The organism is Haloferax marisrubri, from assembly GCF_001469875.2.
Lineage (GTDB): Archaea > Halobacteriota > Halobacteria > Halobacteriales > Haloferacaceae > Haloferax > Haloferax marisrubri.
Window position 1 is genome coordinate 72,548 of sequence record NZ_LOPW02000017.1, and the last position, 25,404, is coordinate 97,951.

Below are 25,404 nucleotides of genomic sequence, written 5' to 3' on the forward strand. Positions count from 1 at the left end.
CGGCTATTCGAACTGCGGAATCACCGAGTCGCCGTCGATGTCGGGGCCGGCCGTCCCGGCCGGACCCGCTCCGCCCGAGTCGTGGGCCTCGAAGAAGGCGACCGCGTAGACGTACTGGAACGTCGCGAGAATCATCTGCGTCGCCATGGAGATGGCGGCGATAGCGGCGATTTCAGTCGGCGAGAAGCCGAGACCGGCCTGTGCCGCCGCCGGGTTCGCCGCGCCCTGTATCTGCTGGACGTTCTGGAACGTCCGAAAGACGATGAACCCCGTGACGGGGATGCTGACGACGAGGCCGACCACGAACCGGATGACCGAGTAACCGAGCGAGGGGACGACGTTGTTGCGGACGAGTCGGTAGCTCTCGCCGAACGACTCGATTGCGCCCTTGTCGCCGACGACGACCGCGACCGGGTAGAACTGGACGAGGAACATGACGACGACGTACACCAGTCCGAGCAGGGCGAGGACGGCGATGCCGACGAGGAAGCCGCCGCCGAGGGCGAGGTTGGAGACGTCGCCGCCGGCTGCGAGGCCGCCGAGACCGAGCGAGATGGCCATGACGACCGCGACGATGAGGAACACGATACCGAAGGCGAGGACGATGCCGAGTTGGACGATGTTCGCCAGGAGCATCGGGACGTACTTCTCGCGGCCGACGGCCGTGAGCGTCGACAGCGAGGTCGAGCCTCCGCCATCGCGGTCGACCGCCTCGTCGGCCATCCCGTAGAGGCCGGCGGCGACGAAGGGCGTGACGAAGAACATCACCGCCGTGAGGATAGTCGGGACGAACGGTATCTGCGCCAACTGCGTGGCGAGTTGCGGGAGCGCTATGAGGCCCAGCGCGAGCCCGCCGAGGAACAACACCGGATTCGACCGGATGCCACGGAGGGCGGTCTGGAGGGAGCTAATCGCGGCCATACCTCGACCTGTCGATGCGATAATACGTAAAACGGGAGGGTCGAGACGCCGGCGTGGTCGGGTCCGTATCCGGGTCCGCGAGCGGAAGTCAGGCCGTCGGCGTCGCCAGTCGGGCGACGGTGGCGACCGCGCCGAGCGCCGCGATGGCGGCGAGCACCGTCGGGAGCCGCCAGTCGAGCGCCGTCTGCGTGAGAAGCATACTGCTCGCGAGCAGCAGCACGGTTCCCACGGCGGCGAGTCGAACGTCCACAGACATACTCCGAGGGCGGTCTGTCCCGTACTTAGGGCTTTCCGTCTCGAACGTGCGTGGTAGCTCGGCGCACGCGCTCGAACGGGACCGCGACCCACTTTAGCCGGCGGGTCGAACGGCGGGGTATGACCGAAGGCCACGCGACCGATTTGGACGACCTCCGGGTCGTCGCCGACTACCAGTTCGGGGCCGGCGCGGGCGACGCGCTGTTCCCAGCCGACGCGGACATCGAACTCTCCCGCTCGCGGAGCGGCCGCCCGCGACAGGTGTACGTCGAGGGCGACCGCGTCACCTCCTACGGCACCGACGGCCGATTCACTCTCGGCTTCGCCGGCGGCCGACGCCTCTACGACACTCTCGACGGGGACGCCTACGTCGTCCGCGTCGGCGACGAGTCGGTTCCGTTCGTCCGCGACGGCAAGAACGCGTTCGCGAAGTTCGTCACCGACGCCGACCCGGCGGTTCGCTCGGGCGACGAGGTGTGCGTCGTCGGCCCCGACGGCGACCTGCTGGGGGTCGGTCGCGCGGAACTCTCCGCGGACGCGATGCTCGATTTCGACGCGGGGATGGCGGTTCGCGTCCGCGAAGGCGCAGACGAAGTGTGAGGTGAAGTCGGGGAACTCGGGCGGTACGTCGCTGTTGGGATTCTAGAGAGGTGGGAGAGATGGGGTGTGAGACGTAGAGGGTGAGTTCAGCACGACAAAGAGGCTCTACCCACAGACCACATTCTAAACCTCTCATTCAGTTGGGGTCCGTATCAACTACCGTCTTAGCGTACTGATTTCGCCCAAATCGGTTCAATAATGTTACTTGATTGGGGCGTCGTGATTTTCTATGGCTTCTGGGCGCTACCCCCGTATCACGGTTACTGAAGGCCCTCAACCCAGCAAGAAACCCTTCCAGCTCACTATGGAGAAGCTACGCGATTTCTCATCCGATGCACCTGCTCAGATTCGGGGTTCATTTGAGAATCTTTCCTCTGAAGAGCAAACAGTTGGCTTCGGCTCAATCCAGCCGTACTCCAGTATTTGGAGTGAAGGCCAAGGATGGCTTGTTCTCATTCCGAGTGACCGTCAGGTACAGAAACTCGCCTTCGGAACAGACGAACAGATTATTCCGGACCGCCCGATCGAGGGTTGCTGGCAGACAAATCTTGTCCACTTCGTTCTTCCTGACGTGCTTAGATGGAAGTCACTCGATGCGGGGGAGTGCATTCAGACCGATTATACTGTACTGCATTACCCGGAGCAGGAAATATTGGAGACCACGATGGACAAGTGGGTGAGCAATCGGCCCGAAGATATGGGCTGTCTTCCCGCAGGGGAACACCACTTTACCGAATCATTTGTGCCGAAAGTTAGAGCAGACACGACATGGGAAGAGTTTGAGTGGAGCTATACACTCACGATTGAAGAATAGCGCTCTCTATCTACCGATTCGGACGGCCGAAGCCCGGCAAGTTCCCATGACCGATTCGCGCTCTATTCAGCACAGCCGCAACAAACAATCACCGCCAGAGAACTTCGACGGACCCGCGTTTCAGAGGTACGGCGCGAGGCCGAGCGCGGAGACGAGCGGGACGCCCGCGACGACCGAGCCGACGAGGTAGCCGCCGATTGCGCCGCCGTTGAGAAGCGGCAGGCCGGCGTGCGCCCGGCCCTTCATCACGGCCCACATCAGCCCGCTGAACCCGGCGAACGTCCCGACCATGGCGAGAAGCGCCGGGAGGTTGAGCGCCGGGAGCGCACCGAAGCCGAGCGACGGCGCTTCGGAGAAGAACGCGCCCGAGGCGACCATCACGGTCGGCATGACCGCGTCGCCGAGACCGATGAAGAAGGCGTCGCGGTCGGCGGGGTCGGAGTCGTCGGCATCGGCGGCGTCATTGGCGTCGGCCGTTTCAGTTTCCGTATCGGTATCGACCGTCTCCGCCGGCTCGCCGCCGTCTGTCGCGTTCTCGCCGTCGCCGACCTCGTTGGCGTCGCGGGCGAAGTCGTCGTCGAGAAGCGAGTACGACAGCGTCGTCGGGATGACGAGCACGACCGGGATGCGGAGGTCCATCACGCCCTCCGCGAGGTCGAGCATGTGTTTCGTCTTGTAGACGCTGATGGCGTCGTAGATGGCGAGGACGGAAAGGAGCACGATGGCCGGCAGCAGGCCGAAGCTAATGCCGAACAGGGCGGCTGCTCCCGCGCCCATGAGCGCCCCAGCGGCGTCGATGACGTACCACTCGGGGTAGACGAGCAAGGCGAGCGAGACGCCCGCCGAGAGAGCGATGGCGACGAGGCCGTTGGGGACGAGAACGGCGAAGACGTACCACGCGAGCAGGCCGCTCGTGAAGACGATGACGAGGCGGATGACCTGGTCGAGGTCGTACTTGAACGCCGCGAGCATGAACGCGGTCATGGCGAGAATCGCGCCGATGTAGAGGAGGCTGTTCGTCGGGTCGGTGGGGTCTTCGACCGTCTGGTACCCCTGTTCGAAGAACGTCGGCACGAGGGCGAGCGCACCCACCTGCACGACGAGGAAGATGAGGGCGGCGAGGGCGACCCCCCGATAGGCGCGGCGTGACATGCAGGGGCGTTCCCACCCGAGGGGTATGGGGGTTGCGCTCTGGAGTCGTCAGCGAGCGTAGAGCTTGCTCCCGACGAGGCGGGCGGGCGAGCCGTCGTCCGCCGTGACGGCGACGTAGGGGCGGTCGACCGGACCGAACACGTCCACGATGCGACCCACCGTCGACAGCGATTCGTCGAGGACCATCGTGCCGATGTCCGGCATGTCGTCGTCGTCGAGGCGGACGATAGCGAGGCCCTGCGCCGTCCGGGAGACCGTGCCGATTCGCCGCATTAGTCGCGGAGGATTCCGACGTAGGCGGCGACCGCCTGCACGATGTCGTTTTTCGTGGCGTCGTCGGCGTTGTTCACGAGGACGCGCCCGCGGGTTTCGAACTCGCGGGAGTACCGCTTGTCCCGTTCGATGACGGCGTCGTAGCCGACCTGCTGGACGGCCTTCGCAATCTCGTCGACGGTCGGTTCTTCGACCGCCGCGGACTCGGCGACCCGCCGACCCTCGCTGCGCGAGAGAGAGGCGTCGAGGTAGGCGGGGTAGATGACGTTCTCGACCATACCCGTGTGTCTGCCACCCGACGGTAATACGGTTGTGGTCTCACGGAGCCGAGAGCGTGCGGTAGAAAAACGGAGACGGCGTGGGTCGCTGCGCGGTTATCGGCGACGCGCGAGCAGGACGACCGCGCCGATGGCGGCGAGGCCGGCGACGACGCCGAATCCGGGTGCGTCGCTTTCTGTCGTGGACTCAGACGACTCAGTCGTCGCGGTCGATCCTGCGGCGTCGGTTTCAGTCGCGTCCGTGGCTGTGGTCGTCTCAGTTGCGTCCTCGGTGGACTCCGTCGCCGACTCGTTTTCGAGTTGCTGGTAGCGCTCGTAGGCGTCGGGGTGAACGACTTCGAGAATCTCCTCGCTCGCCTCGATGGCCCGCGGGGCGGGCTGTTGGAGCTTGTGCGCCTCGATGACGATGACGTTGTCCTCCTGTATCGCCGTCGTGCTGTTGTACGCCGGACTGCTCGGTACCGGCGCGTGGTCGGGGACGACGATGTACTCGGGGTTCATCTCGACGACGAGTTCCTCGTTAATCGGGGCGAAGCCGGTGAGGTTCGCCTCGGCCGCGCCGTTACGCAGGCCGGCCGTCGTCATGAGGTCGGAGATGAACGTCTCGGAGCCGGAGGTGTAGCCGAAAAAGGAGTTGAGGCCGACCGGGCGCTCAACGCCGTCGAGCGCCTGCTCCATGTGAGCCATCGAATCGCGCATCTCGCCCGCACGCTCGACGCCGGCCTCGCAGTTGCCGGTCATGCGACCGATGCGCTCGGTCTTGTTGGCGACGGCGCCGAGGGACTCGCCGGACTCGAAGACGACGACCGAGATGTCCGCCGAGCGAAGTTGACCGATGCGGTCGGGCTCGGCGTTGTACGAGGAGTTCGGGACGAGCACGAGGTCGGGTTCGAGACCGATGACGGCCTCGACGTTGAGGCCGCCGGAGCCGGAGACGTTCCCCTTCTCCGACGCGCCGTCGAGGTACATGGCGTACTGCGAGACGCCGACGACCTCGTCGCGCGCGCCGAGTTCCCACATGGTCTGGGCGGCGCTCGGGTTGGTCGTGACGACCCGCTCGGGGTCGTCGGTGATGGTGACCTCGGTCCCGGTGGCGTCGGTGACGGTCATCGGGAACGTACACTGTGTGGTCTGCTGCTGTGCGGTCTGGTCTACCGCGGCCGCGGCCGGTGCCGGAACCCCGGCGAGCACGGTCGCGAACGCGAGTAGGGCGACGACGAGTTGTCGGTTCACGGTAGTGGCCTCAGCGACTGTTCAATAAATATTTACCTACTGAAAGCGCGGTTGTGTTCAATGAGCGTTCGAACGCGGGCGACCACGTGGTCGCTCGGCCTCTCCGGGCTCTTGCTTCTCGTCGTCGTCGTGAGCGCCGGCATCGGGGCCGTGACCATCCCGCCCCGGACCGTCGCCGCCATCCTCGCCGACGCGGTTCCCGTCCCCGTCGGCGTCTCTTTCGGCGGCGCGACGGTCCTCCCCGTCCTCGGGGCGGTCCCGACGCCGACGCTGGAGTTCGTCTCCCCGTTCGCGTTCTCCGTGCCGAGGCCCGCCCGCATCATCGTCCTCTCGGTCCGCCTGCCGCGCATCCTCCTCGCGGCGCTCGTCGGCTTCGCGCTCGCCACCGCGGGAACCGTGATGCAGGGCTTCTTCCGCAACCCGATGGCCGACCCCTCCATCGTCGGCGTCTCCTCGGGGGCCGCCGTCGGCGCGGTGGCGACCATCGTGCTGTCGCTTTCGATTCCGTTCGGTCTCGAGGGCGCGGCCTTCGTCAGCGCCGTCGTCACCGCCTTCGTCGTCTACCTCCTCGCCAGCGAGGACGGCCGGACGCCCGTGGCGACCCTGCTTCTCGCGGGCGTCGCCGTCCAGACGTTCCTCGGCGCAGTCATCTCGTTTCTCCTCCTCCAGAGCGGCGAGAGCCTCCGACAGGTCGTCTTCTGGCTCATGGGCCACCTCGCGGGCGCGACGTGGAGCGAGGTCGGCATGCTCACCCTCGTCCTGCCGCTTCCCTTTCTCCTCCTCGTGGTCCACGCCCGCGACCTGAACGTCCTGCTGCTCGGCGAGGAGGACGCCCACGCCCTCGGCATCGAGGTCGAGCGGACGAAACAGCTACTCCTCGCCACCGCGAGCGTCGTCACCGCCGCGGCCGTCTCGGTCTCCGGCGTCATCGGCTTCGTCGGCCTCGTCGTCCCCCACATGCTTCGGCTCCTCGTCGGCCCCGACCACCGGGTGTTGCTCCCGACGTCGGCGCTGGCGGGCGCGTCGTTCCTCGTCGCCACCGACACCGTCGCCCGCTCCGGCGGCGCGGAGATACCGGTCGGCGTCGTCACCGCCGCCGTGGGCGCGCCCTTCTTCCTCTACCTGCTCCGCACGCGGGAGGTGCGTTCGCCGTGAGCGACTCCGACTCCGGTTCCGGCCCCTTCAGCGACGCCGACCCGGCGATTCGCCTCGACGGCGTCTCGCTCTCGCTCGGGGACACCCGGATTCTCGACTCCGTCTCAATCGACGTGGGCGAGGGCTCCTTCGTCGGACTCATCGGCCCCAACGGCGCGGGGAAGACGACGCTCCTCCGGACGCTCAACGGCGCGCTCGCGCCCGACGAGGGCGCGGTCCGCGTCGCCGGCGAGGACGTGCACGCCCTGTCGTCGAAGGCGGCGAGCAGGCTCGTGGCGACGGTCCCCCAGACCACGAGCGTCACCTTCGACTTCCCCGTCCGCGAGGTCGTCAAGATGGGCCGGACCCCGCACCGCGGGCGCTTCGAGGGCTGGCGCGAGCGCGACGACGCGGCCGTCGAATCCGCCATGCGCCGGACCGCCGTCGAGTCGCTCGCCGACCGGCCCGTCACGGCGGTCAGCGGCGGCGAGCGCCAGCGCGTCCTCATCGCCCGCGCGCTGGCACAGGAGACGCCCGTCCTGCTCCTCGACGAACCGACCGCCAGCCTCGACATCAACCACCAGGTCCGCACGCTCGAACTCGTCTCCGACCTCGTCGCGGACGGGACGACCGCGGTCGCGGCCATCCACGACCTCAACCTCGCGGCCCACTACTGCGACGCGCTCGTGCTCCTGTCGGGCGGGCGCATCCTCTCGGCGGGCGACCCCGCGACGGTGCTCACCGAGGGGAACCTGCGGGAGGCGTTCGACGCCGAGGCGGTCGTCTCGCGGCACCCCGTCACCGGTTCGGTGTACGTGACCGCCCTCCCGCCGTCTTCGGACGACGCCAACGGCCGCGTCCACGTCGTCGGCGGGGGCGGCACCGGCGCGCGGGCGCTTCACCTGCTGTCGGCCGCCGGCTACGCGCTGTCCGCCGGCGCGCTCAACGAGGGCGACACCGACGCCGAGGCGGCCCGCCGGGTCGGCGCGGACCTCGTGACCGTGCCGCCGTACTCGCCGGTCGACGACGCCGCGCGGGCCGCGGTCGAATCGCGGGTCGAAGCCGCCGACGTGACCGTCGTCGCCGACGTGGAAGTCGGAGACGGCAACCTCGCCAACCTCGAAGCCGCGGCCGAGGCCGACCGCCTCGTCCTCGTCGAGGAGCGCCCGTTCACCGAGCGGAACTACGCCGGGGACGACGGTTTCGCGGTCTACGAGCGCCTGCGGGAGCACGGGCAGGTGGTCGAACCGGACGACCTGCTCTCGGTCGTCGGCGAACTCGCCTGTGACTCGTTCCGCGAGCGCGATGACAGTACGGCCGACTCCGGCTCCGGCTCAGGCCCCGACTCCGACTCCGATTCCGGCGAGGGCGGTTCGAGCGCCGACGACGCCCCCGAAACCGACGCCGAATCGACCGACGACGACGCCGTCGGCGACGGCCGAGCGGCCGACTTGTTCTCCGGTTAAGCTGTCGTTGCACAGCGCTACGCACAGCATATTCAAGGCGTGAGCGCGCGTCTAGTGGTTCGATTTCTGAGAGGAACACGGACATGAAACTCGCACTCATCGGTATCGGACAGGCAGGCGGCAAGGTCGTCGACGCCCTCGTCGACTACGAGCGACAGGCGAAGACGGGGTTCGTCGTGGACGCCATCGCCGTCAACACGGCTCGCGCGGACCTCCGAGGGCTCCGAAACGTCCCCGAGTCGCGGCAGGTGCTCGTCGGCCTGACGCGCGTCAAGGGCCACGGCGTCGGCGCGGACAACGAACTCGGCGCGGAGGTGACCGCGGAGGACGTGGGCGACGTGCTTTCGATGGTCGACGACCTCCCGGTCCACGAGATAGACGCCTTTCTCGTCGTCGCCGGCCTCGGCGGCGGCACTGGGTCGGGCGGCGCGCCCGTCGTCGCGCGCGAACTGAAGCACATCTACACCGAACCCGTCTACGGGCTCGGCATCCTCCCCGCGCGGGACGAGGGCGGCATCTACACGCTGAACGCCGCGCGGTCGCTCCAGACGTTCGTCCGCGAGGTGGACAACCTCATCGTCTTCGACAACGACGCCTGGCGGAAGACCGGCGAGTCGCTCGAAGCCGGTTACGGCAGTCTCAACGCCGAACTCGCCCGCCGTCTCGGCGTGCTGTTCAGCGCCGGCGAGGGCGACGGCTCCGGCGCGGTTGCGGAGTCCGTCGTGGACGCCTCCGAGATAATCAACACGCTCGGGAGCGGCGGCATCTCGACTATCGGCTACGCCGCCGTCGAACTCGACCGCCCGAAGCGCGGCCTGTTCTCCCGGCTCTCCGGCGGGAAGGCCGACGCCGAGGACGGCGGCGACTCGACGAACCGAATCACCAGCCTCGTGCGCCGCGCCGCGCTCGGCCGGCTCACGATGCCCTGCGAGATTGCCGGCGCTGAGCGCGGCCTCGTCGTCGTCGCCGGCCCGTCGGACGTGCTCTCGCGCCGCGGCATCGAGCGCGCGCGGACGTGGCTCGAAGACGAGACCGGGACGATGGAGATTCGCGGCGGCGACTACCCCGTCGGGTCGAACTTCGTCGCCGCGGTCGTGCTCCTGTCGGGCGTCTACGACGTGCCGCGGGTGAAGGAACTGCAGGCGGTCGCCATCGAGACCCAACGCGACATGCTCGCCAAGCGCGAGTCGAGCGCGGCGTCGCTCGACGACCTCATTTCGACCGGCGACGACCACATCGACCCGCTGTTCTGAGCCTCTCGGGCGCGGTTTCTCTCGCCCCCGGCGACGGGGAAGGGTCATAGTGCCGCGGTACCAACTGACGAACGATGGCCGAGTACCCGCTGAAACAACGGTTCGTGCTCGACACCTCGCTGTTTCTCTCCGAGGAGATTCGAGACGACGACGAGACGTTCGAGGAGGGAATCGAACGGCTCCTCGACACCATCGCCGCCGCGCGGCTGGACCTGAACATCTCGTGTTACATGCCGCCTTCCATCGCCGCGGAACTGGAACACATCCTGCGCGAGCGCGGCGTCTCGGAGGACGTACTCGGCAAACTCGACACGTGGGTCATCAAGAAACACCCCGACCGCTACGAGGTGTACATCCCCGCGGAGGTCGTCTACCGCTTCATCGACGAGATGTCCGACCGGGTCAACCGCGGCCTCCGCGTCTCCGAGAAGGCCGTCCGCAAGGCCGAGGAGTCGAAACAGCGGTCCAACGGGGGGTCGAAGCTCTCCGACGTGGACAAGGTCATCTCCGACCTCCGCGAGGACTACCGCGGCGCGCTCAGACAGGGCGTCCTCGACTCCCGCGAGGACTTCGACCTCCTCATCCTCGCCCGCGAACTCAACGCCGGCGTCGTCACCGAAGACACCGGCATCATCAGTTGGGCCGCCGACTTCGGCCTTCGAAACCTCCGCGGGCGGGCGTTTCCGACCCTCTTAGAAGAGTACCTCATGGCGCTCGACAGTCCGCGCCCGTGGAGCAGGAACGACGACGGCGTCGACGCCGACCGACTGTAACGCCGCGCTTACTCCATCGAGTCGAGTTCGACGAAGCTCCCCTCGAACGCCGAAATCCATCGAGTCAGCTGTTCTTCGGGCGTCGCGTCGACCGGGTAAATCGTGCACTCCTCGCGGCCGTCGGGATGGGTAGTCAGCCGAGACGCGAGCCGCGGGCGCACGGGGTGTTCCCTCCCCGAATCCGGCGGATGTGCTGGTTCTGACCCCATTAGCGGTCCCCGCCGAGGGCGACTTCCAGCCCCCGGTCGTCGCTCAGCGAGACTGTGACCGACTCGACGTTCGACCGGTACTGGTTGGTGTGCGTCCCGTTCGCCCGCAGTTGGAGCGTCTCGTCGAGCAACGCCGCCTCCGAGAGCTGTTCGACCTTCCGGTAGGTCGTCGACAGCGGCACGTCGCACGCCTCGGAGAGGTCCTGTGCGGTCATCGGCTCGGTCGCGCCCTGCAGGGTCGTGAGAATCTGCCGGCACGCGCGGTCCGAGAGCGCTTCCAGCACCTGTTCCGCCTCTAGTTCGGCGGGCTTCGGTCCGGTCGGCTTGCGTCTGAGGCCGGTCTGCATGCTCACCCGTAGATTCGCCCGCGTCGCCCGTCGAAGGGCACCCAGAATATACAGGGCGCTTTATAGCCTCGGCGACCGGCCGCGGGCCGCGTGGCGACGAGGGGCGGGGGAAACGAACCACAATATAAAGGCCCGGTGTATCGGGGGTGTTTATATCAGGGGCTGGAGCGACTGCATACTCTTATGACGAGCGCAGCGGGTATCAGAGCGGAGTTGAAGGTGACGGGGCCGGATGGCTGTCCCGTCGCGACCGTCTCCGAGGGCGACACCTCGGGCTACGCGCTCTCGCGGAGCATGGCTCCAAACGAGCGCGGGTCGGTCATAGAGGAGTTCGTCTTCGACGACGACACCGACGTCCCCGAGGAGATGGAACAGCTGTTCGAGTACGGCGACGGCAGCGTCTACCGGTTCGACCGCGAGGGGGGCATCGGCTGTCCCTGCGAGCGCGTCGAGGCGTTCGACTGCCCGGTCGTGGACGTGCAGACGCGCGACGGCGCGCTGTTTCTGACCTTCCACGCGCCCGACGTGGAGACGCTCCGCGACGTGGTCGCCTCCCTCCGGGAGTCGTCGGGCTCCGTGGACGTGCGCCGACTGCTCCAGTCGTCGTCCGACGAGTCGCGGGACCTCGTGTTGGTCGAACGCGGCCAACTCACCGACCGCCAGCGCGAGGTGTTGGAGACGGCCCACGAGATGGGTTACTTCGACCACCCGCGGCGCGCCAACAAAGGCGAGGTCGCCACCGAACTCGGCATCACGACCTCGACGTTCTCCGAGCACCTCGCCATGGCGCAAAAGAAGCTCATGGGTGCCATTCTCCAGGAGTGACGAGATGAGACGTGTCGATGGGGTATCAGTCCCCCCCGAATGCAGGGTGCGCCCCCTCGGGCCTCCGCGGCGTACCACTAACCGGTGAGCAACGATGCGCGAGTTCGACGTGACCTGTCCCGAGTGCGGCGAGCGCTACCGGGTCAACGAGCCGATGATGCGGACACTCCGGGAGACCGGTTGTGTCCTCTGTACCGCGCCGCTGAACGACGCCCTCCGGTCCGCGTGACGCCGACGCCGGCCGGCCTGCCCGCGGACTGAGGGGTTCACTCGCCCGCGACGACGCGAGCGCGACGACGGACGCTTACTCGACGACGACGACGCCGACCATGCCGAGCGTCTCGTGCGGCACGCAGACGTACTTGTACTCGCCGGACTCCTCGAACGTGTACTCGAACGTGTGACCCTCCGAGACGGTGAGTTCCGACTCGAACAGGCCGTCTTCGCGGTTGACGACGTTGTGGGTGCCGCCGTTGCCGGTCCACTCCCAGACGACCGTCGTCCCCGGCGAGACCTGCACCGCGGCCGGGGCGAACGCGTAGCCGCCGCCGTTGCCGGCCGCGCCGACCGCGACCGTGACGGTGTCCTGTCCGGTCAGGTCGTGGACGCCGTCGTAGTTCCCCGTCCGGTCGAACCAGCCGTCGAAGTCCCGCATCTCGTGTTCAGAGGTGCCTTCCCCGTCGGCGGAGCCGTCGCCGTCCCCGCCCGCGCCGCCGGAGCCGTCGCCGGACGAACTCGAACAGCCCGCCAGAAGCGCGATACCTGTCGAAGCCGCCGTTGCGTGGAGAAACGACCGCCGGGAGACCCGTTGCGTCATTAGCTGGCGCTAGTGAGTGGCCGAACAAGTCGAAAGCTTCGATTCCCACGCGCTGAAAACGGGCGAAACGAGCGTGGCCGTCCCGCCCGAAGGCGACGGCATGGACGACGACGACCCGAGGCGACGACCGCGAATCGACGGCAGCCGCCAGTGGGAAGTGTTCTACCGCGACGCGTCGGCCGAGCCGATGCGCCACGTCGGGAGCGTGAGCGCGCCCTCCGAGGACCTCGCGACCGAGCAGGCGCGAACGCTGTTCGGCGACGGCGACGCGGACCTCTGGCTCGCGCCGGCCGACGAGTTCCTCCGTCTCGGCGGGAACGACCTCGCGGCGAAGGGCGAGGGGTCGAGCGGCGGGGCGGAGAACCGTGACGCCGGGGGAGACGCCCGCGGTGCCGAAAACGGGGTGTCGGCCGAGTGATTTCCATCAGCAAACTCCTCTGCGGACAGGGCGCAGAGGGTGACGGCCTCCGCTACGACGACCCCGACGCCGACATCGACCAGATACGCGAGGAGAAACAGAAACGCCCGGTCGTGGTCTGGAACACGACGCGGCGCTGTAACCTCTACTGCGAACACTGCTACGCCGGGGCCGACCTCGACCCCGCGCAGGGCGAACTCTCGACCGCCGAGGCGAAGGGGCTCATCGACGACCTCGCGGCCTACGACGTGCCGGTGCTCCTGTTTTCGGGGGGCGAACCGCTCGTCCGCGAAGACCTCGTCGAACTCGTCGATTACGCGACCGACGCCGGCATCCGGGCGGTGCTTTCGACCAACGGGACGCTCATCACCGAGGAGAAGGCGCGCGCGCTCCGCGACGCCGGACTCTCCTACGCCGGCGTCTCGGTCGACGGGTTAGAAGAGCGCAACGACCGCTTCCGCGGGAAAGACGGCGCGTTCGACGCCGCCGTCCGCGGCATCGAAAACTGCCTGTCCGTGGGGCTCAAAACCGGCCTCCGGTACACCATCACCGAGCACAACGCCGCCGACATGGAGGACGTGGTTGACCTGCTGTACGACGTGGGCGTCGACCGCTTCTGTTTCTACCACCTCGACTACGGCGGCCGCGGCGGCGACATCGCCGACGCCGACCTCGACGACGAGGCCCAGCGCCGCGCCGTCCGCCGGCTGTTCGACATGACCCGCGAGTACCACGCCGAGGGCGAGGAGATAGAGACGCTTCTGGTCGGCAACTACGCCGACTCCGCCTACGTGGTCGAGTACGCCGAAGACGAACTCGGACGCGACCACGCCGAGCGGATTCACCAGTATCTCCGCGTCAACGGCGGCGACCCGACCGGCGAGCGCGTCGCCGACGTGGACTACCGCGGCGACGTCCATCTCACGCAGTTCTGGCAGGGCTACAGCCTCGGCAACGTCCGGGACCGCCCGTTCGGCGACATCTGGGACGACGAGTCGAACCCGCTTCTCGCCAAACTCCGCGAGCGGGAAGCACACCTGACCGGCAAGTGCGCGACCTGCCAGTATCAGGACGTCTGCCGCGGCTCCTCGCGGCTTCGGTCGCTCGCGGCGACGGGCGAACTGTTCGGGCCCGACCCGCAGTGTTACCTGACGCCCGACGAGCGCGGCGCGGGTGCCGACGCGAGCCCGGGCGCGGCCGACTGAGCCGACCACGCACCCTTTCACCCGCTGGGAACGCTCCGTACGCTTATTTTTCGCCGAGTCCAACCGCGGGGTATGGAAACCAAACGAGGGGTCCCGAACATCCTCGGGAACGGGCTCGTCGGCGTCGGTCTCGTCCTCTTCGCGGTGGCGGTCGTGGACGCGGCCGGCGTCGTAGACGTGCGGTTCTCGCCGGGCGTCTACCTCGTCTTCGTGGCGATTAGCTTCATCCTCGCGTGGCTGTTGCGGTCGCTGACGTAGGGAGCACCGAACGGAAGGCAGAGTCAGAAAACAGAACGCCGAGCGCGAGCGCTCGATACCGCCTATTCGGCCGCGCCCGCGGCCGCCTGCTTCTCCTCGCGTTCGAGCTCTTCGAGGTAGTCGTCGGCGTCGAGAGCGGCCTTCACGCCCATGCCGCCGGCCGTCGCGGCCTGCTGGTAGTGGTAGTCGACCACGTCGCCCGCCGCGAAGATGCCGGGCACGTCGGTCGCGGTCTGGCCGCCGCCGGAGCCGCCCTTGGCGACGATGTAGCCGTCGTCGTCGCGCTGGACGCCCGTGCCGTCGAGGTAGTCGGCGTTCGGCGTGTGGCCGATGGCGTAGAACACCGCGCCCACGTCGAAGTCGAACTCCTCGGTCTCGGGGTCGTCGAGCTTGTCGCTCGGGTGACCCTCGGGGTTGCGGACGAGCGTCACGTGGTCGACGCCCTCCTCGGGCGAGCCGTGAAGCTCCGTCGCTTCCGTGTTGAGCATGAGCTCGATTTCGCCCTCGTCGACCTTCTCCATCAGGCGGTCGACCCAGTAGTCCTCGGCGCGGAACTCCTCGCGGCGGTGGACGAGGTAGACCGTCGAGGCGAACTTGGTGAGGAAGTTGGCCTCCTCGACGGCGGCGTCGCCCCCGCCGATGACCATGATTTTCTCGCCGCGGAAGAACGCGCCGTCGCAGGTCGCACACGTCGAAAGCCCGTATCCCATCAGGTTCTCCTCGCCGGGGATGCCGAGGGTGCGGGCCGACGCGCCCGACGCCGCGATGATGGCGTCCGCGGTGTACACGTCGCCGTTCTTGAGCGTGACCGTGAACGGGCGCTCGGAGGCGTCCACGTCTTCGATGATGCCGTGGCGAATCTCGGTGCCGAAGCGCTCGGCCTGCTCTTTCATGTTGTTGATGAGCTCCGGCCCGGAGATGCCCTCGGGGAAGCCGGGGTAGTTGTCGACCTCGGTCGTGAGCGTGAGCTGTCCGCCCGGCTCGTCGCCCTCAAGCACCAGCGGCTCGTTGTTGGAGCGGGCCGCGTAGATGGCAGACGAGAGCCCGGAGATGCCCGAGCCGGCGATGATGAGTTTCCTGTGTTCCACGAACGAATCGGCGTCCTCTGTCATGTCCGATAGTTCGCTACACCGGTGTCTTAAGGTTTCGCTGTATTGCGAGGAGCGCTACAACACCGGCACGATATCGCATGCCACAGCGCCGACGGCGCACAGAGCGAAAGACCGGTATCCGTCGCCGACGCATCACTCCGCATGGCTGCCGACCTACAGGAGAAGACGAACCGCTACGAGGGGATGCTCGCCGACGCGCTCGACGAGGCGGTGCAGGCCGTCCCCGACGAGACGCACCTCGGCGACGCCGCCGCCGACTGTCTGGAGATGGCCGAGTCCTACCTCGACGACGGCCGGCACTTCAAGGAGGCGGACGACTGGGTGAACGCGCTGGCGTCGTTCTCGTACGGCTACGGTTGGCTCGACGCGGGCGTCAGAATGGGGTTGTTCGACATCCCCGACGACTCGCACCTGTTCACGATGTGACCTGCCTCATTCCTGTTCGCCGTGTGACTGACTTTTCTCCGACGGGCGCGTACGACACGCGAACAGATGTCCCCGACCGCCGCCCCTCACCGCGTTTCGGACGCACAGCGAACGCTCGAACAGCGGTTCGCCAACCCGTTTCTGCGTCGCGTGCTCCGCTCGCCGCTCCATCGACTCGCCAGTCGCTGGTTCGTGCTCGTCTCCTACGTCGGCCCCAAGAGCGGCCGACGGTACTGGTTCCCCGTCGCCTACGCCGTCGCGGGCGGCGGCATCGTCGCCGTCACGCCGAAGGCGGAGAGCAACTGGTGGAAGAACTTCCGCCGGCCCATGGCGTGCCGCCTGTGGTACCGCGGCCAGCGGCGCGAGGCGACCGGCGAGGTCGTCACGGGCGAGTTCGCCGCGGACCTGCTCGACCGCTACGCCGCGGCGCACGGCCTGTTGGCTGGCGAACTCGGTATCTCCGAGACCGTCGGCGGTCGCACCGCGACTGACGACGGGGCGCGAGATGCGGCGCGAGACGACGTCGCAGTCGTGCTGTTTCGGTTCGACTGACTACTCGAACCGGAACGTCGCGCCGTCGGGGCCGTCTTCGACGTCGACGCCGAGCGCCGTCAGGTCGTCGCGCAGGTCGTCGGCGCGCTCGTAGTTGCCCGCCTCGCGCTCGGCCTCGCGCACGTCCAAGACGAGTTGGACGAGGTCCTCCGCGACCGACACGTCGCCGCCCTCGCCCGCGTCGCCGAAGGAGAGGCCGAACACCTCGCCGCCGAGGTCCTCGAACGCCTCGATCGCCCGGCGGAGCGCGCGGTAGTCGTAGTGGTCGGCGTCGGCGACGTGGCGGTTGACCGCGCCGGCGAGGCCGAGCAGTTCGGCCATCGCCTCGCGGACGTTGAAGTCGTCGTTCATCGCCTCGCGGAAGTTCTCGCGGGTCGCGGGCACCGTCTCGCGGAGGTCCGTCGCCTCGACTTTCGTCCGGGCGTCGGGGCTGTCGGCGGCGTCGACGGCAGCCTCGTAGGCGCGTTCGAGGCGCTCCCAGCGCTCTTCGGCCTCGGCGATGGTCTCCTCGGAGTACGTCTGTTCGGAGCCGTAGGCCGTCGAGAGGTAGAACGTCCGAATCACGTCCGCGCCGAACTCGTCGAGGGCGTCGCCGACGGTGAAGAAGTTGCCGAGGCTCGAACTCATCTTGTCGCCCTCCGTCTGGAGCAGGCCGACGTGGAGCCAGTAGCGGGCGAACTGCTGGCCGGTCGCCGCCTCCGACTGGGCGATTTCGTTCTCGTGGTGCGGGAACACGAGGTCGCGCCCGCCGACGTGGATGTCGAGGGTGTCGCCGAGGTGCGTCATCGACATCGCCGAGCACTCGATGTGCCAGCCGGGTCGGCCCTCGCCCCACGGCGACTCCCACGTCTCGCCGCACGGTTCGTGGAGCGGTTCGAGGTCGGGGTTCCGGTGTTCGGCGGCCGTCTTGGGGTCGACCGCGCCGGCCTTCCAGAGCGCGAAGTCGGTCGGGTTGCGCTTCTCGGAGCGCTCGTCCGACGACGCCCGCGACTCCAGTTCCTCGAGTTTCTGGTTCGAGAGCTTCCCGTAGTCGTCGAACGTGGACACGTCGAAGTAGACGGAGCCGTTGGACTCGTAGGCGTGGCCGCGGTCGACGAGCGTCTGGATGAGGTCGATAATCTCGGGGACGTGCTCGGAGACGCGCGGGTAGACCTCGGCGCGCTTCAGGTTGAGTCCGCGCATGTCGCGAATCACGTCGCCGACGAAGTGCTCGGCGACGCTCGCCTCGTCGTCGCCGAGGTCGTTCTCGCCGATGCGGGCGGCTATCTTCTCGTTCACGTCGGTGAAGTTCTCGACGTGGCGCACGTCGTAGCCCTCGTAGTCGAGCCAGCGGTGCATCAGATCGGCGTGCATCCACAGGCGGGCGTGGCCGAGGTGCGCGTGGTCCGAGACCGTCAGTCCACAGACGTAGAGCAACACTTCGTCGCCGTGCGACTCGAACTCCTCGCGCTCTCCCGTCAGGGTGTTGGTCACGGACAGGGTCATCGCACTCGGCTACTCCCGCGACCACTTTCAAGCCGTCGGAAGCGCGGCCGGTTCGCCGCCGTCCTCACGGGGCGACCGCCGCGCCGACGTCACCTCCTCTCGGCGGCTACTTCGTCCACTCCGGGCGGTCGGCCTCGCCCCGGCGAATCTTCGCCAGCGTCTCCTCCGAGAGCAGTCGCTTGACGAACGCCGGAATCCGGTCGGTCGGGTCGTCGTCGGTCGCGTCGCCGTCGGTCGGGGTGGAACCCGCGCCGCCGACTCGGTCGCCCGCCGGGCCCGTCGCTCCCATCTCTCTGCTGACCGCGCGGTCGGCGTTCGCCGCCGACGCGAGCGCGTAGTGCCCGCCTCTGGTGGCGACGCCGCCGTCGGTCGTCGTCTCCGCGCGCCGGCGGAACGATTCGAGGTCGGCCTCGCGGTCCAAGTCCTCGACGGCCGTGTCGAGGTCGGCGGCCTGTTCGGCCTGCTCGGAGACGCTCTCGGAGATGCGGTCTATCTCGGCGGTCACCTCGTCGACCTGCGTCGCCGCGTCGTCGACGAAGGTGGCGATGTCGGAGGTGAGCGTCGCCTGCTCGTCGGTCGCCCGCGCCACCTCGTCGATGCCGTCGGTCACGTCGGCGACCGAGTCGGTTATCTCGTCGAGGCTCTCGACGGTCGATTCGACCCGCTCGATGCCGTGGTCGATGTTCTCGTCGGCCGACGACAGCGCCTCGGCGGTGTCCTCGATGTGGTCGGTCACGTCCTCTATCATCTGACCGATGCGCTCGGCCTGTGACTTCGACTCGTTGGCGAGTGACTTCACCTCGTCCGCGACGACGGCGAAGCCCGAACCGGCCTCTCCCGCGCGGGCGGCCTCGATGGAGGCGTTGAGCGCGAGCAGGTTCGTCCGGTCGGCCACCTCGTCGATGACCTCGACGATGTTCTGAATCTCGTCGATGGCGGCCACGAGCGCCTCGACGTTCACGGTTATCTCGTCGCGGTCGTCGCCGACCTGCCGCATCGCGTCGATTGCCTCGCCGGCCTCGGCGCGGCCCTCCTCGGCCCGCGTGGTGGCCTCGTCGCTCCGCGAGGACACGTCGTCGGCGGTGGCCGCGACCTCCTCGACGGTCGCGCTGAGGTTCGACAGTTCTGCGGCGATTTCCTCGGTCATGTCGGCCTGCCGGGCCGCCAGCCCCTCGATTTCCGCGATGCTCTCGCTCGTGCCGGCGGTCTCCTCGTGGAGCTGGGATGCGACCGACTCCAGGTCCCCGCGGCTCTCTCTTGCCCGGCGGACCTCCTCGCGGACGTCCAGCGAGTACGAGTAGAGGTAGGTCGCGTTGACGACCTGCCGGTCGAGGTTGAGCCCGCGAACGACCGCCATCATGTCCGCGAACGCCTCCTCGACGGCGTGTTCGACGCGGTCGGCGTCCTCGCCCGACAGCGACTCGGTGGCGTCGGCGACGGCGCGGCCGCGGAGTTCGTCCGCGAAGATGCCGGTGACGTTGGCGAACATCCCGCCGAAGTAGTGCAGCGGCATGTCGAGTTTGTCGTGGAGCAGGCCGATTCGCGTGCGCGCCGCGTAGTGATTCTGGTCGTAGTTCCCGTCGGTGAACGAGCGGTAGTAGCCGGAGACGACCGCACGGAGGCCGTCGACGTCGGTCTTCGAGCGGTCGATGACGTCCGTCGTCCGCTCGTTGGCGAGAATCGGTTCGACGAAGCCGTCGACGAGCGCCTCGTCGCGGGCCTCGACGACGCCCCGGAGGTCGGCGAGACGCGCGGCGTCCTCGTCGTCGAAGCCGACGAACGACTGCCGCCAGCCCAACTCGTCGGCGTCGAGGTCGAGTTCGGCGAGGAGTTCCGTGGATGAACGCGAGATGTTGCCGTCGTCGTCGCGGGGGCTGGGCGAAACCATTGACGTACTCACCGGCTCCGGGGTAATAAGCGCCGGCCGCCGACTATCACGGCTGATAGCCGGGAATCAGACGTGTAAATCGCTGACGGCCGCTTCGACGACGCGGAGGGCGGCGGCCCCCTGTCGGCGCGGAACGACCACCGCGAGCGCGTCGCCCGCGACGCCCGCGGCGTCGACGACGACGGATTCGGCGTCGAGTCGGGAGAGGACGGCGGTGAGGACGGTCGGGTCCACCTCGCCCTCAGCGATGATAGCCGTGAGCGGGCCGCCGCCGGCGAGGTCGACGCCGGCGACCGAGAGCACGGGGTCCCCGTCGGTCTCCTCGACGTCCTCGCCCACGAGGCCGACGCCGCTTCGCATCGTCACGGCGGCGTCTCGGGGGTCGGCTTCGAGCGGCGGGAGGTCGTCGGCGAACCGGCGGAGCGCGGCCGCGACCGCCTCGTCGTCGCCGAGGTCGAGTTCGGCCGCGGCGGCGGCGTAGTTGACGACGCCCGCGCGGAGCGCGGCGAGGAGATACGGTCGTTCGCGGACTGCGTCGCGCGCGTCGGCGGCGAGGGACATGTCTTCCGGGTCGTCGGGCGCGCGCAAAAAAGCGCCGCTCGCCGGGCGCTGTCGCGGTCGTCCCCGGGTCGCGACCCTCCGCGTGCCGCGTCGTATTCCCTGAACGAGTGGTGAACGCGAGTTGGCCGAACCCGAAGATTCCTTTCTTCGATGCGAAGTTCATAAGACAGTCGCCTCGTAACCCCCGGACATGCAAGCCCTGGTCATCGTGGCGCACGGGTCGCACCTGAACCCGGATTCGAGCGCCCCCACCTACGACCACGCGGACACGGTCCGCGAGGTGGGTGCGTTCGACGAGGTGCGGACCGGCTTCTGGAAGGAAGAGCCGTCGATTCGCGAGGTGCTCCGGACCGTCGAGGCCGACGAGGTGTACGTCGTCCCGCTTTTCATCAGCGAGGGCTACTTCACGGAGCAGGTCATCCCGCGCGAACTCCGCCTCGAGGGGTGGGACGTGGCCGACTGGGACTCCGACGGCCTGTCGGCGTCGCACGTCACGCTCACCGCGACGGACGTGCCCGAGAAGACGATTCACTACTGCGGGCCGGTCGGAACCCACGCGGCGATGACAGACGTGTTGGTCCGCCGCGCCGAGACGGTCACCGGCGACCCGAACGTCGGCGAGGGCTTCGGCCTCGCCGTCGTCGGCCACGGGACCGAGCGCAACGAGAACTCCGCGAAGGCCATCGAGTACCACGCCGACCGAATCCGGGAGATGGACCGCTTCGACGAGGTGCAGGCGCTCTACATGGACGAGGAACCGGAGGTCGACGACGTGACCGACTACTTCGACTCCGAGGACGTGGTCGTCGTCCCGCTGTTTATCGCCGACGGCTTCCACACCCAAGAGGACATCCCGGAGGACATGGGCCTGACCGACGACTACCGCACGGGCTACGACGTGCCCGCCGAGGTCGACGGCCACCGCCTCTGGTACGCCGGCGCGGTCGGAACCGAGGGCCTCATGGCCGACGTGGTGCTCGAACGCGCCGCCGACGCGGGTGCCGACATCGGTAACAGCCTCGAAGTCGTGCGCGAACGCACTCGGAAGACGCCGCAGGAGGCGAACTGATGGGACACCATCTCGACGCCCTCGTCGACGCCGCGGCGACCGGCGACGGCGTCTCGCTCGACGGATTCTCCGTCGTCCACGACGACGCCGGCTTCCGCCTCGAAACGCCCGACTCGACGCTTTCGGGACTCACGGAAGGCGGTCTCCGCGAGGCCCTCGCCGACTGCGACGACTACGCGACGAACTGGTACTTCTGGTCCGAAGTCGTCGGCGAGTCCAGCCCCCAGCGCCGGGCGTTCCTCCGCTGGGTCGAGGGCGCGTCCGTCGATGCGGGCGGTGACGGCGATGGAGACGAAGCCGGCGGCGACAACGACGTCGATGGCGACAACGACGCCGCTTCCGTCCCCGAGCGCTACGACGCCCTCCGAGACGGCGTCAGCCGCGAGTGGGGCCAACTGCTCGTCACGGTTACCGTCGACGACCACGGCGAGCGGTCCTACGAACTCCGCCACGCCGACGAGGCCGACGCCGACCGCGACGACCTCGACCCCTACCACGAACCGCTCGCGGCCCGCCAGTTGGCGACCTACGACGAGAAAGGGCGGTACCGCCCGCTGAAGACCGGCAACAACCTCGCCGGCGGCTGGGTGTTCCCCGACCTCGACGGCCGCGACCTCGTGGAAACCGTCGAGACGTTCTACCCCGCGTCGGTGCCGAACTGGTACCGCGAGCGCCGGGGCGAACTCGACGTGGCCCACTGGGAGGACGCCATCGGCCGCCAGACCGGGATGTACAGCGTCGTGAAGACGTGGAACCGCGGCGACGGCCACGAACACGTCAACTGGGTCGCGGAGGCCTGCTGCGACGACAGTCAGTGCGTCAAGCGCCGCGAGTGGCAGTACGACGACGAGACCGACCTCGACGTGGACGGCGGCGACGGCGCGTTCCCGTGCCGCGAGCCGTGTTCCGTCGTCATCGCGGCGTCCCGCAAGTGGACGCGGCTGGAGGGCGAAGAGACCCAGACCTACGAGTTCGAACTCACGCCCTCCGAGAAGGAACAGGTCGAAGACATCATCGAGGCCGTCGCGGACGACCGCACCGACGACATCCGCGAGGCCGACGTGTACGAGGGTGCGAACCGCTACCGGGCGCGGTTCCTGCGCGCGAAACTGTTCGACGACGAGAGCAACCTCGGCGGCGTCCCGACCGACGCGTCCGACGACGAGTAGGTCGTGCCGCGGGCGCTCCGCGTTTCGTTTTCCGATGCCGTCACCGCATCGTCAGCACCAGCGCCGCGAGGACGCCGCCGACGACGACGCCGGCACCGAGGGTGATGGCGAAGCTCTCGAACACCGAGGCGAGCGCCACCGCGAGGACGAGCGCGACGAGCGCGAGGCCGAAAAGCGGGGCGGCCCGCGGGTCGACGCTCGGGAACACGTCGGCGATGCTTTCGGTCACGCTCGGCTCGGGTTCGGGTTGCTTGGGCTTCGACAGCGTCTCGTCCACGTCGACCGGCGGTTTGCCGCCCGAGCCGGGTTCGACGGTCACGTCGACGTACCTCGTCTCGGAGCCGTGGCCGGAGACGATTTTGAGCTTCCCCGAGACGGGCTCGGGCGGCGGGGTGACGAACACCTCGACGGTCTTGGTCTGGCCGCCGTCGACGAAGTGATTTCCTTCGGACAGGCTCGCCGCGCGCGAAAGCTCGTCGTCGATGTGGAGGTGGACGTGCACCGCCTGTCCGCTGTTCGCGAGTTCGACCGAGAACGGGCCGTTCGTTGAGAACGACGGCGCTACCGAGAGGTCGTGGGGGCGCTCGTCGTTCAGCGTGACGGTGAGCGGCGCGTTCGACACGGCTTCACCGTCGATACGAGAATAGAAAAACGTTCAGGTCCGACGAGGTGCGGTGCCGCGTCTCAGTCGCGCATGTCCGGCGGCAGGAGGTTCGGAATGCCGTCCTCGATGGGGTACACCTCGCCGGTGACCGTACCGATGAGCCGCCCCTCGAGGATTTCGTCGCCGTCGCGCTCGTCGACTTCCAGCTCGAGTTCGCTCTTGTCGAGGGGGTCACAGAGGATGTCCATCAGGGATTCTTTCATTGTCGTGACGGTGGATTGCGCGAAGTAAAAGCGTACGGGTTCGCCGCCGTCGCCGCGGTGCTCGGTGGACGGCGGCGGGCCGTCATCGGTCGGCCGACTGCTCGGCGCTCAGTTGTCGAACGGGTTTTCGATGTGGACCGTCTGCTCGCGGCCCGGGCCGACGCCGACGGCGTAAATCGGCACGTCGAGTTCGTCCGAGAGGTATTCGAGGTAGTCCTGTGCGGCGTCGGGGATGGCGTCGTAGCCCTCCTCGGCGACGGCCGCCCAGTCCACTTCCGGCCACGTGTCGAACTCCTTGACGACGGGTTCGCACTCGCCCCAGCGCTCGGTCGTCGCGGGCATGGTCAGGCGTTCTTCGCCTTCCAGTTCGTAGGCGTGGCCGACTTTGACCTCGTCGAGACCGGCGAGCACGTCGAGGTGGTTGACGGCGATGCCGGTGAAGCCGCTGACGCGGGCGGCGTGGCGGAGCATCGGCATGTCGAGCCAGCCGATGCGGCGCGGGCGGCCGGTGACGGTGCCGAACTCGCCGCCTTTCTCGCGGATGAAGTCCGCGAGTTCCTCCTCGCGCTCGTCGTCTTTCAGTTCGGTCGGCATCGGGCCCTCGCCCACGCGGGAGAGATACGATTTGACGATGCCGACGACCTCGCCCTGTCCGACGACGGTCGGGCCGACGCCGGTGCCGGTGGCCGCGCCGCCCGCGGTCGGGTTCGAAGAAGTCACGTACGGGTAGCTCCCGTGGTCGATGTCGATGAGGGTGCCCTGTGCGCCCTCGAACATCACGTTGTCGCCGGCCTCACGGCGCTCGGCGAGGAAGTCGCCGCAGTTGACGGCCATGTCGTCCTCGCGGAGGCGGCGGCCGATTTCGGTGTACTCCTCGACGAGCGCTTCGACGTCGCACTCCTCGCCGGCTTCGAGGCCGTACACGTCCTCGATGAGCGCCTTCTTCTGGGGAACCACGTACTCCAGTCGCTGGCGGAGCACGTCGGGGTCGAGCAGGTCGCCGACGCGGATGCCGCGGCGGCCCGCCTTGTCCTCGTAGGTGGGGCCGATGCCGCGACCGGTCGTGCCGACGGTGAGGTCCGAGTCGGCCTTCGCCTCCTCTTCGATGTTGTCGAGGCGGCGGTGGTACGGCATGATGACGTGCGCGCGCTTGGCGAGGCGAACGTCGGGGTCGAGGCCGCGCTCGCGGAGGTCGTCAATCTCGGAGAACAGCGTCCGAGGGTTGATGACACAGCCGTTTCCGAGGACGCCGACCTTGTCGCGGACGGCCCCGCTCGGGACGAGCGAAAGCTTGTACTCCTCGCCGTCTTCGACGACGGTGTGGCCGGCGTTGTCGCCGCCCTGATAGCGGACGACGATGTCAGCGTCGCCGCCCCACAGGTCGACGAGCGCGCCTTTGCCCTCGTCGCCGAGTTGCGAACCGACGATGGTAACAGTCATACGTCGGCCGTTCCCCGCGCCGGACTAAACAGATTACGGTCGCGGCCGACGACCAATGCACGTTTGTGCCTAATTCTCTCGGCGTCGCCGAGAAATACGCCATGAACACGCATTGGCGTGGCGACGGATAACACAACGGTTAATTAGTGTCCTCGTTAAGGTCGCGTTATCTCATTATTCGCCGACCGGGAGGGCAAGGCTTAAAGCCTCCCAAGAAGAGTTAACAAATGGCATGATAGACCGACTTGAGAAGGAAGTCGATATGTTGGAGCGCCATCTCCAGGTCCTGAAGATGGTCATCGAAAGTGAGCCAATCGGCATCGTAAAGATGTCCAACGAGACTGGCTACCCGCACCACAAGGTCCGCTACTCCCTCCGCGTTCTCGAAGAAGAGAACCTCATCGAACCCTCCAGCCAGGGCGCAATCACCACCGAGCGCACCCAGGAGTTCGTCGACGAACTCGACGACAAGCTCGACGAAATCGTCGGCAAGCTCGAATCGATGAAGATCGAGGAAGCGGCCGAAATCGAGAACTAACCACACTTCAGGCGCACGCGGTCGTTCTATCCTGTTTCGTCCGACGAGTCTTTCCGGGCACGACAT

The 25,404-nt window shown here is 67.9% G+C and carries 31 protein-coding genes and 1 pseudogene; 16 read left to right on the top strand and 16 right to left on the bottom strand.

Going from position 1 to position 25,404, the window contains the following annotated elements; all coding sequences use genetic code 11:
• Window positions 1–3: 3 nt before the first annotated feature.
• Window positions 4–921 (bottom strand): DUF7847 domain-containing protein, encoded by a 918-nt coding sequence (locus AUR65_RS12510; protein ID WP_058567184.1) that lies wholly within the window; start codon window positions 919–921, stop codon window positions 4–6.
• A gap of 88 nt (window positions 922–1,009) precedes the next feature.
• Complete coding sequence (locus tag AUR65_RS19750) at window positions 1,010–1,177, bottom strand: hypothetical protein (protein WP_008092747.1); 168 nt, start codon at window positions 1,175–1,177, stop codon at window positions 1,010–1,012.
• A gap of 119 nt (window positions 1,178–1,296) precedes the next feature.
• Between AUR65_RS19750 and AUR65_RS12515 the strand changes: the two genes are divergently transcribed.
• Together AUR65_RS12515 and AUR65_RS12520 are read left to right on the top strand one after the other, a co-directional pair.
• Window positions 1,297–1,776, top strand: a complete 480-nt coding sequence (locus AUR65_RS12515) for a PUA domain-containing protein (protein WP_058567185.1) — start codon at window positions 1,297–1,299, stop codon at window positions 1,774–1,776.
• Between the two features lie 304 nt (window positions 1,777–2,080).
• Window positions 2,081–2,590, top strand: a complete 510-nt coding sequence (locus tag AUR65_RS12520; protein WP_233194368.1) for a hypothetical protein — start codon at window positions 2,081–2,083, stop codon at window positions 2,588–2,590.
• Between the two features lie 120 nt (window positions 2,591–2,710).
• Here AUR65_RS12520 and AUR65_RS12525 read toward each other — a convergent pair whose 3' ends face one another.
• The 4 genes from AUR65_RS12525 to AUR65_RS12540 form a co-directional block, all read right to left on the bottom strand.
• Window positions 2,711–3,742, bottom strand: a complete 1,032-nt coding sequence (locus AUR65_RS12525; protein WP_058567187.1) for a presenilin family intramembrane aspartyl protease PSH — start codon at window positions 3,740–3,742, stop codon at window positions 2,711–2,713.
• A gap of 48 nt (window positions 3,743–3,790) precedes the next feature.
• Complete coding sequence (locus AUR65_RS12530) at window positions 3,791–4,015, bottom strand: H/ACA ribonucleoprotein complex subunit GAR1 (protein WP_058567188.1); 225 nt, start codon at window positions 4,013–4,015, stop codon at window positions 3,791–3,793.
• Window positions 4,015–4,293, bottom strand: a complete 279-nt coding sequence (gene srp19 / locus AUR65_RS12535) for a signal recognition particle subunit SRP19 (RefSeq protein WP_058567189.1) — start codon at window positions 4,291–4,293, stop codon at window positions 4,015–4,017. The genes AUR65_RS12530 and srp19 overlap by 1 nt, the downstream gene beginning before the upstream one ends.
• 96 nt (window positions 4,294–4,389) lie before the next feature.
• Window positions 4,390–5,526 (bottom strand): PGF-CTERM-anchored ABC transporter substrate-binding protein, encoded by a 1,137-nt coding sequence (locus AUR65_RS12540; RefSeq protein ID WP_058567190.1) that lies wholly within the window; start codon window positions 5,524–5,526, stop codon window positions 4,390–4,392.
• A 60-nt stretch (window positions 5,527–5,586) separates the two neighbouring features.
• Here AUR65_RS12540 and btuC point away from each other — a divergent pair, with 60 nt between their 5' ends.
• The 4 genes and pseudogenes from btuC to AUR65_RS12560 all read left to right on the top strand — a co-directional run bounded on the left by btuC (window position 5,587) and on the right by AUR65_RS12560 (window position 10,152).
• On the top strand, window positions 5,587–6,681 hold the full coding sequence (gene btuC / locus AUR65_RS12545; RefSeq protein WP_058567191.1) for a vitamin B12 ABC transporter permease BtuC: 1,095 nt from the start codon (window positions 5,587–5,589) through the stop codon (window positions 6,679–6,681).
• A 140-nt stretch (window positions 6,682–6,821) separates the two neighbouring features.
• Window positions 6,822–8,126, top strand: a pseudogene (locus AUR65_RS12550) (ATP-binding cassette domain-containing protein); the annotation flags it as partial.
• Window positions 8,127–8,209: 83 nt separating this feature from the next.
• On the top strand, window positions 8,210–9,379 hold the full coding sequence (cetZ3, locus tag AUR65_RS12555) for a tubulin-like protein CetZ3 (RefSeq protein ID WP_058567193.1): 1,170 nt from the start codon (window positions 8,210–8,212) through the stop codon (window positions 9,377–9,379).
• Window positions 9,380–9,453: 74 nt separating this feature from the next.
• Window positions 9,454–10,152: an RNA ligase partner protein gene (locus tag AUR65_RS12560; RefSeq protein ID WP_058567194.1), complete on the top strand. Its 699-nt coding sequence runs from the start codon at window positions 9,454–9,456 to the stop codon at window positions 10,150–10,152.
• A gap of 8 nt (window positions 10,153–10,160) precedes the next feature.
• On the opposite strand, the gene AUR65_RS12565 is transcribed toward AUR65_RS12560, so the two are convergent.
• Both AUR65_RS12565 and AUR65_RS12570 read right to left on the bottom strand, forming a co-directional pair.
• Window positions 10,161–10,361: a DUF7511 domain-containing protein gene (locus AUR65_RS12565; protein ID WP_058567195.1), complete on the bottom strand. Its 201-nt coding sequence runs from the start codon at window positions 10,359–10,361 to the stop codon at window positions 10,161–10,163.
• Window positions 10,361–10,708 (bottom strand): winged helix-turn-helix domain-containing protein, encoded by a 348-nt coding sequence (locus tag AUR65_RS12570; protein ID WP_058567196.1) that lies wholly within the window; start codon window positions 10,706–10,708, stop codon window positions 10,361–10,363. Before AUR65_RS12570 ends, AUR65_RS12565 begins: the two co-directional genes overlap by 1 nt.
• A gap of 183 nt (window positions 10,709–10,891) precedes the next feature.
• On the opposite strand from AUR65_RS12570, the gene AUR65_RS12575 reads away from it, so the two are divergent.
• The gene (locus AUR65_RS12575; RefSeq protein WP_058567197.1) at window positions 10,892–11,533 is read left to right on the top strand and encodes a helix-turn-helix domain-containing protein; all 642 of its coding nucleotides are present in this window, start codon (window positions 10,892–10,894) and stop codon (window positions 11,531–11,533) included.
• Between the two features lie 94 nt (window positions 11,534–11,627).
• Window positions 11,628–11,762: a DUF7560 family zinc ribbon protein gene (locus AUR65_RS20455; RefSeq protein ID WP_004977481.1), complete on the top strand. Its 135-nt coding sequence runs from the start codon at window positions 11,628–11,630 to the stop codon at window positions 11,760–11,762.
• Between the two features lie 75 nt (window positions 11,763–11,837).
• Here AUR65_RS20455 and AUR65_RS12580 read toward each other — a convergent pair whose 3' ends face one another.
• Window positions 11,838–12,350, bottom strand: a complete 513-nt coding sequence (locus AUR65_RS12580) for a halocyanin domain-containing protein (protein WP_058567198.1) — start codon at window positions 12,348–12,350, stop codon at window positions 11,838–11,840.
• A 100-nt stretch (window positions 12,351–12,450) separates the two neighbouring features.
• Here AUR65_RS12580 and AUR65_RS12585 point away from each other — a divergent pair, with 100 nt between their 5' ends.
• The 3 genes from AUR65_RS12585 (at window position 12,451) to AUR65_RS12595 (ending at window position 14,231) form a co-directional block, all read left to right on the top strand.
• Window positions 12,451–12,768 carry an Htur_1727 family rSAM-partnered candidate RiPP gene (locus AUR65_RS12585; RefSeq protein WP_058567297.1) on the top strand — a complete coding sequence of 106 codons (318 nt, stop codon included), beginning with the start codon at window positions 12,451–12,453 and terminating at the stop codon, window positions 12,766–12,768.
• Window positions 12,765–13,973: a TIGR04347 family pseudo-SAM/SPASM protein gene (locus tag AUR65_RS12590; RefSeq protein WP_058567199.1), complete on the top strand. Its 1,209-nt coding sequence runs from the start codon at window positions 12,765–12,767 to the stop codon at window positions 13,971–13,973. Before AUR65_RS12585 ends, AUR65_RS12590 begins: the two co-directional genes overlap by 4 nt.
• Before the next feature lie 72 nt (window positions 13,974–14,045).
• Window positions 14,046–14,231: a hypothetical protein gene (locus tag AUR65_RS12595; protein WP_058567200.1), complete on the top strand. Its 186-nt coding sequence runs from the start codon at window positions 14,046–14,048 to the stop codon at window positions 14,229–14,231.
• 62 nt (window positions 14,232–14,293) lie between these two features.
• On the opposite strand, the gene AUR65_RS12600 is transcribed toward AUR65_RS12595, so the two are convergent.
• Complete coding sequence (locus AUR65_RS12600) at window positions 14,294–15,343, bottom strand: NAD(P)/FAD-dependent oxidoreductase (protein WP_058567201.1); 1,050 nt, start codon at window positions 15,341–15,343, stop codon at window positions 14,294–14,296.
• Window positions 15,344–15,484: 141 nt separating this feature from the next.
• Here AUR65_RS12600 and AUR65_RS12605 point away from each other — a divergent pair, with 141 nt between their 5' ends.
• Window positions 15,485–15,769 carry a DUF357 domain-containing protein gene (locus AUR65_RS12605; RefSeq protein WP_058567202.1) on the top strand — a complete coding sequence of 95 codons (285 nt, stop codon included), beginning with the start codon at window positions 15,485–15,487 and terminating at the stop codon, window positions 15,767–15,769.
• A 66-nt stretch (window positions 15,770–15,835) separates the two neighbouring features.
• Window positions 15,836–16,321 (top strand): hypothetical protein, encoded by a 486-nt coding sequence (locus AUR65_RS12610; protein ID WP_058567203.1) that lies wholly within the window; start codon window positions 15,836–15,838, stop codon window positions 16,319–16,321.
• On the opposite strand, the gene cysS is transcribed toward AUR65_RS12610, so the two are convergent.
• From cysS to AUR65_RS12625, 3 genes are all read right to left on the bottom strand, one after another.
• Window positions 16,322–17,806: a cysteine--tRNA ligase gene (gene cysS, locus AUR65_RS12615; RefSeq protein ID WP_058567204.1), complete on the bottom strand. Its 1,485-nt coding sequence runs from the start codon at window positions 17,804–17,806 to the stop codon at window positions 16,322–16,324.
• 106 nt (window positions 17,807–17,912) lie between these two features.
• The gene (locus tag AUR65_RS12620) at window positions 17,913–19,694 is read right to left on the bottom strand and encodes a globin-coupled sensor protein (protein WP_058567205.1); all 1,782 of its coding nucleotides are present in this window, start codon (window positions 19,692–19,694) and stop codon (window positions 17,913–17,915) included.
• A gap of 66 nt (window positions 19,695–19,760) precedes the next feature.
• On the bottom strand, window positions 19,761–20,255 hold the full coding sequence (locus AUR65_RS12625) for a DUF7523 family protein (RefSeq protein ID WP_058567206.1): 495 nt from the start codon (window positions 20,253–20,255) through the stop codon (window positions 19,761–19,763).
• Between the two features lie 190 nt (window positions 20,256–20,445).
• Here AUR65_RS12625 and AUR65_RS12630 point away from each other — a divergent pair, with 190 nt between their 5' ends.
• A complete protein-coding gene (locus tag AUR65_RS12630; protein WP_058567207.1) occupies window positions 20,446–21,324 on the top strand; it encodes a CbiX/SirB N-terminal domain-containing protein in 879 nt (292 codons plus the stop codon).
• Window positions 21,324–22,493 (top strand): DR2241 family protein, encoded by a 1,170-nt coding sequence (locus tag AUR65_RS12635; protein WP_058567208.1) that lies wholly within the window; start codon window positions 21,324–21,326, stop codon window positions 22,491–22,493. The genes AUR65_RS12630 and AUR65_RS12635 overlap by 1 nt, the downstream gene beginning before the upstream one ends.
• Window positions 22,494–22,533: 40 nt before the next feature.
• Here the strand turns inward: AUR65_RS12635 and AUR65_RS12640 are convergent, their stop codons facing one another.
• The 3 genes from AUR65_RS12640 to AUR65_RS12650 all read right to left on the bottom strand — a co-directional run bounded on the left by AUR65_RS12640 (window position 22,534) and on the right by AUR65_RS12650 (window position 24,800).
• Entirely contained in the window at window positions 22,534–23,115 is a 582-nt protein-coding gene (locus AUR65_RS12640) for a DUF7524 family protein (protein WP_058567209.1), read from the bottom strand.
• Between the two features lie 62 nt (window positions 23,116–23,177).
• Window positions 23,178–23,360, bottom strand: coding sequence for a methytransferase partner Trm112 (locus tag AUR65_RS12645; protein ID WP_058567210.1), 183 nt, complete (start codon window positions 23,358–23,360; stop codon window positions 23,178–23,180).
• A gap of 108 nt (window positions 23,361–23,468) precedes the next feature.
• Complete coding sequence (locus AUR65_RS12650; protein ID WP_058567211.1) at window positions 23,469–24,800, bottom strand: adenylosuccinate synthase; 1,332 nt, start codon at window positions 24,798–24,800, stop codon at window positions 23,469–23,471.
• 232 nt (window positions 24,801–25,032) lie between these two features.
• On the opposite strand from AUR65_RS12650, the gene AUR65_RS12655 reads away from it, so the two are divergent.
• A complete protein-coding gene (locus AUR65_RS12655; protein WP_004043804.1) occupies window positions 25,033–25,338 on the top strand; it encodes a hypothetical protein in 306 nt (101 codons plus the stop codon).
• The last annotated feature ends 66 nt before the right edge of the window (window positions 25,339–25,404 follow it).

What these genes read in the sequence shown, in the direction of transcription:
- AUR65_RS12515 (WP_058567185.1), top strand. Translation starts at nt 1,297, where the DNA reads ATGACCGAAGGCCACGCGACCGATTTGGACGACCTCCGGGTCGTCGCC.
- AUR65_RS12650 (WP_058567211.1), bottom strand. Translation starts at nt 24,800, where the DNA reads ATGACTGTTACCATCGTCGGTTCGCAACTCGGCGACGAGGGCAAAGGC.
- AUR65_RS12570 (WP_058567196.1), bottom strand. Translation starts at nt 10,708, where the DNA reads ATGCAGACCGGCCTCAGACGCAAGCCGACCGGACCGAAGCCCGCCGAA.
- cetZ3 (WP_058567193.1), top strand. Translation starts at nt 8,210, where the DNA reads ATGAAACTCGCACTCATCGGTATCGGACAGGCAGGCGGCAAGGTCGTC.
- AUR65_RS12605 (WP_058567202.1), top strand. Translation starts at nt 15,485, where the DNA reads ATGGCTGCCGACCTACAGGAGAAGACGAACCGCTACGAGGGGATGCTC.
- AUR65_RS12520 (WP_233194368.1), top strand. Translation starts at nt 2,081, where the DNA reads ATGGAGAAGCTACGCGATTTCTCATCCGATGCACCTGCTCAGATTCGG.
- AUR65_RS12645 (WP_058567210.1), bottom strand. Translation starts at nt 23,360, where the DNA reads ATGAAAGAATCCCTGATGGACATCCTCTGTGACCCCCTCGACAAGAGC.
- AUR65_RS12560 (WP_058567194.1), top strand. Translation starts at nt 9,454, where the DNA reads ATGGCCGAGTACCCGCTGAAACAACGGTTCGTGCTCGACACCTCGCTG.
- AUR65_RS12610 (WP_058567203.1), top strand. Translation starts at nt 15,836, where the DNA reads ATGTCCCCGACCGCCGCCCCTCACCGCGTTTCGGACGCACAGCGAACG.
- cysS (WP_058567204.1), bottom strand. Translation starts at nt 17,806, where the DNA reads ATGACCCTGTCCGTGACCAACACCCTGACGGGAGAGCGCGAGGAGTTC.
- AUR65_RS12625 (WP_058567206.1), bottom strand. Translation starts at nt 20,255, where the DNA reads ATGTCCCTCGCCGCCGACGCGCGCGACGCAGTCCGCGAACGACCGTAT.
- AUR65_RS20455 (WP_004977481.1), top strand. Translation starts at nt 11,628, where the DNA reads ATGCGCGAGTTCGACGTGACCTGTCCCGAGTGCGGCGAGCGCTACCGG.
- btuC (WP_058567191.1), top strand. Translation starts at nt 5,587, where the DNA reads ATGAGCGTTCGAACGCGGGCGACCACGTGGTCGCTCGGCCTCTCCGGG.
- AUR65_RS12630 (WP_058567207.1), top strand. Translation starts at nt 20,446, where the DNA reads ATGCAAGCCCTGGTCATCGTGGCGCACGGGTCGCACCTGAACCCGGAT.
- AUR65_RS12635 (WP_058567208.1), top strand. Translation starts at nt 21,324, where the DNA reads ATGGGACACCATCTCGACGCCCTCGTCGACGCCGCGGCGACCGGCGAC.
- AUR65_RS12600 (WP_058567201.1), bottom strand. Translation starts at nt 15,343, where the DNA reads ATGACAGAGGACGCCGATTCGTTCGTGGAACACAGGAAACTCATCATC.
- AUR65_RS12510 (WP_058567184.1), bottom strand. Translation starts at nt 921, where the DNA reads ATGGCCGCGATTAGCTCCCTCCAGACCGCCCTCCGTGGCATCCGGTCG.
- AUR65_RS12530 (WP_058567188.1), bottom strand. Translation starts at nt 4,015, where the DNA reads ATGCGGCGAATCGGCACGGTCTCCCGGACGGCGCAGGGCCTCGCTATC.
- AUR65_RS12655 (WP_004043804.1), top strand. Translation starts at nt 25,033, where the DNA reads ATGATAGACCGACTTGAGAAGGAAGTCGATATGTTGGAGCGCCATCTC.
- AUR65_RS12585 (WP_058567297.1), top strand. Translation starts at nt 12,451, where the DNA reads ATGGACGACGACGACCCGAGGCGACGACCGCGAATCGACGGCAGCCGC.
- AUR65_RS12575 (WP_058567197.1), top strand. Translation starts at nt 10,892, where the DNA reads ATGACGAGCGCAGCGGGTATCAGAGCGGAGTTGAAGGTGACGGGGCCG.
- srp19 (WP_058567189.1), bottom strand. Translation starts at nt 4,293, where the DNA reads ATGGTCGAGAACGTCATCTACCCCGCCTACCTCGACGCCTCTCTCTCG.
- AUR65_RS12580 (WP_058567198.1), bottom strand. Translation starts at nt 12,350, where the DNA reads ATGACGCAACGGGTCTCCCGGCGGTCGTTTCTCCACGCAACGGCGGCT.
- AUR65_RS12565 (WP_058567195.1), bottom strand. Translation starts at nt 10,361, where the DNA reads ATGGGGTCAGAACCAGCACATCCGCCGGATTCGGGGAGGGAACACCCC.
- AUR65_RS12525 (WP_058567187.1), bottom strand. Translation starts at nt 3,742, where the DNA reads ATGTCACGCCGCGCCTATCGGGGGGTCGCCCTCGCCGCCCTCATCTTC.
- AUR65_RS12620 (WP_058567205.1), bottom strand. Translation starts at nt 19,694, where the DNA reads ATGGTTTCGCCCAGCCCCCGCGACGACGACGGCAACATCTCGCGTTCA.
- AUR65_RS12595 (WP_058567200.1), top strand. Translation starts at nt 14,046, where the DNA reads ATGGAAACCAAACGAGGGGTCCCGAACATCCTCGGGAACGGGCTCGTC.
- AUR65_RS19750 (WP_008092747.1), bottom strand. Translation starts at nt 1,177, where the DNA reads ATGTCTGTGGACGTTCGACTCGCCGCCGTGGGAACCGTGCTGCTGCTC.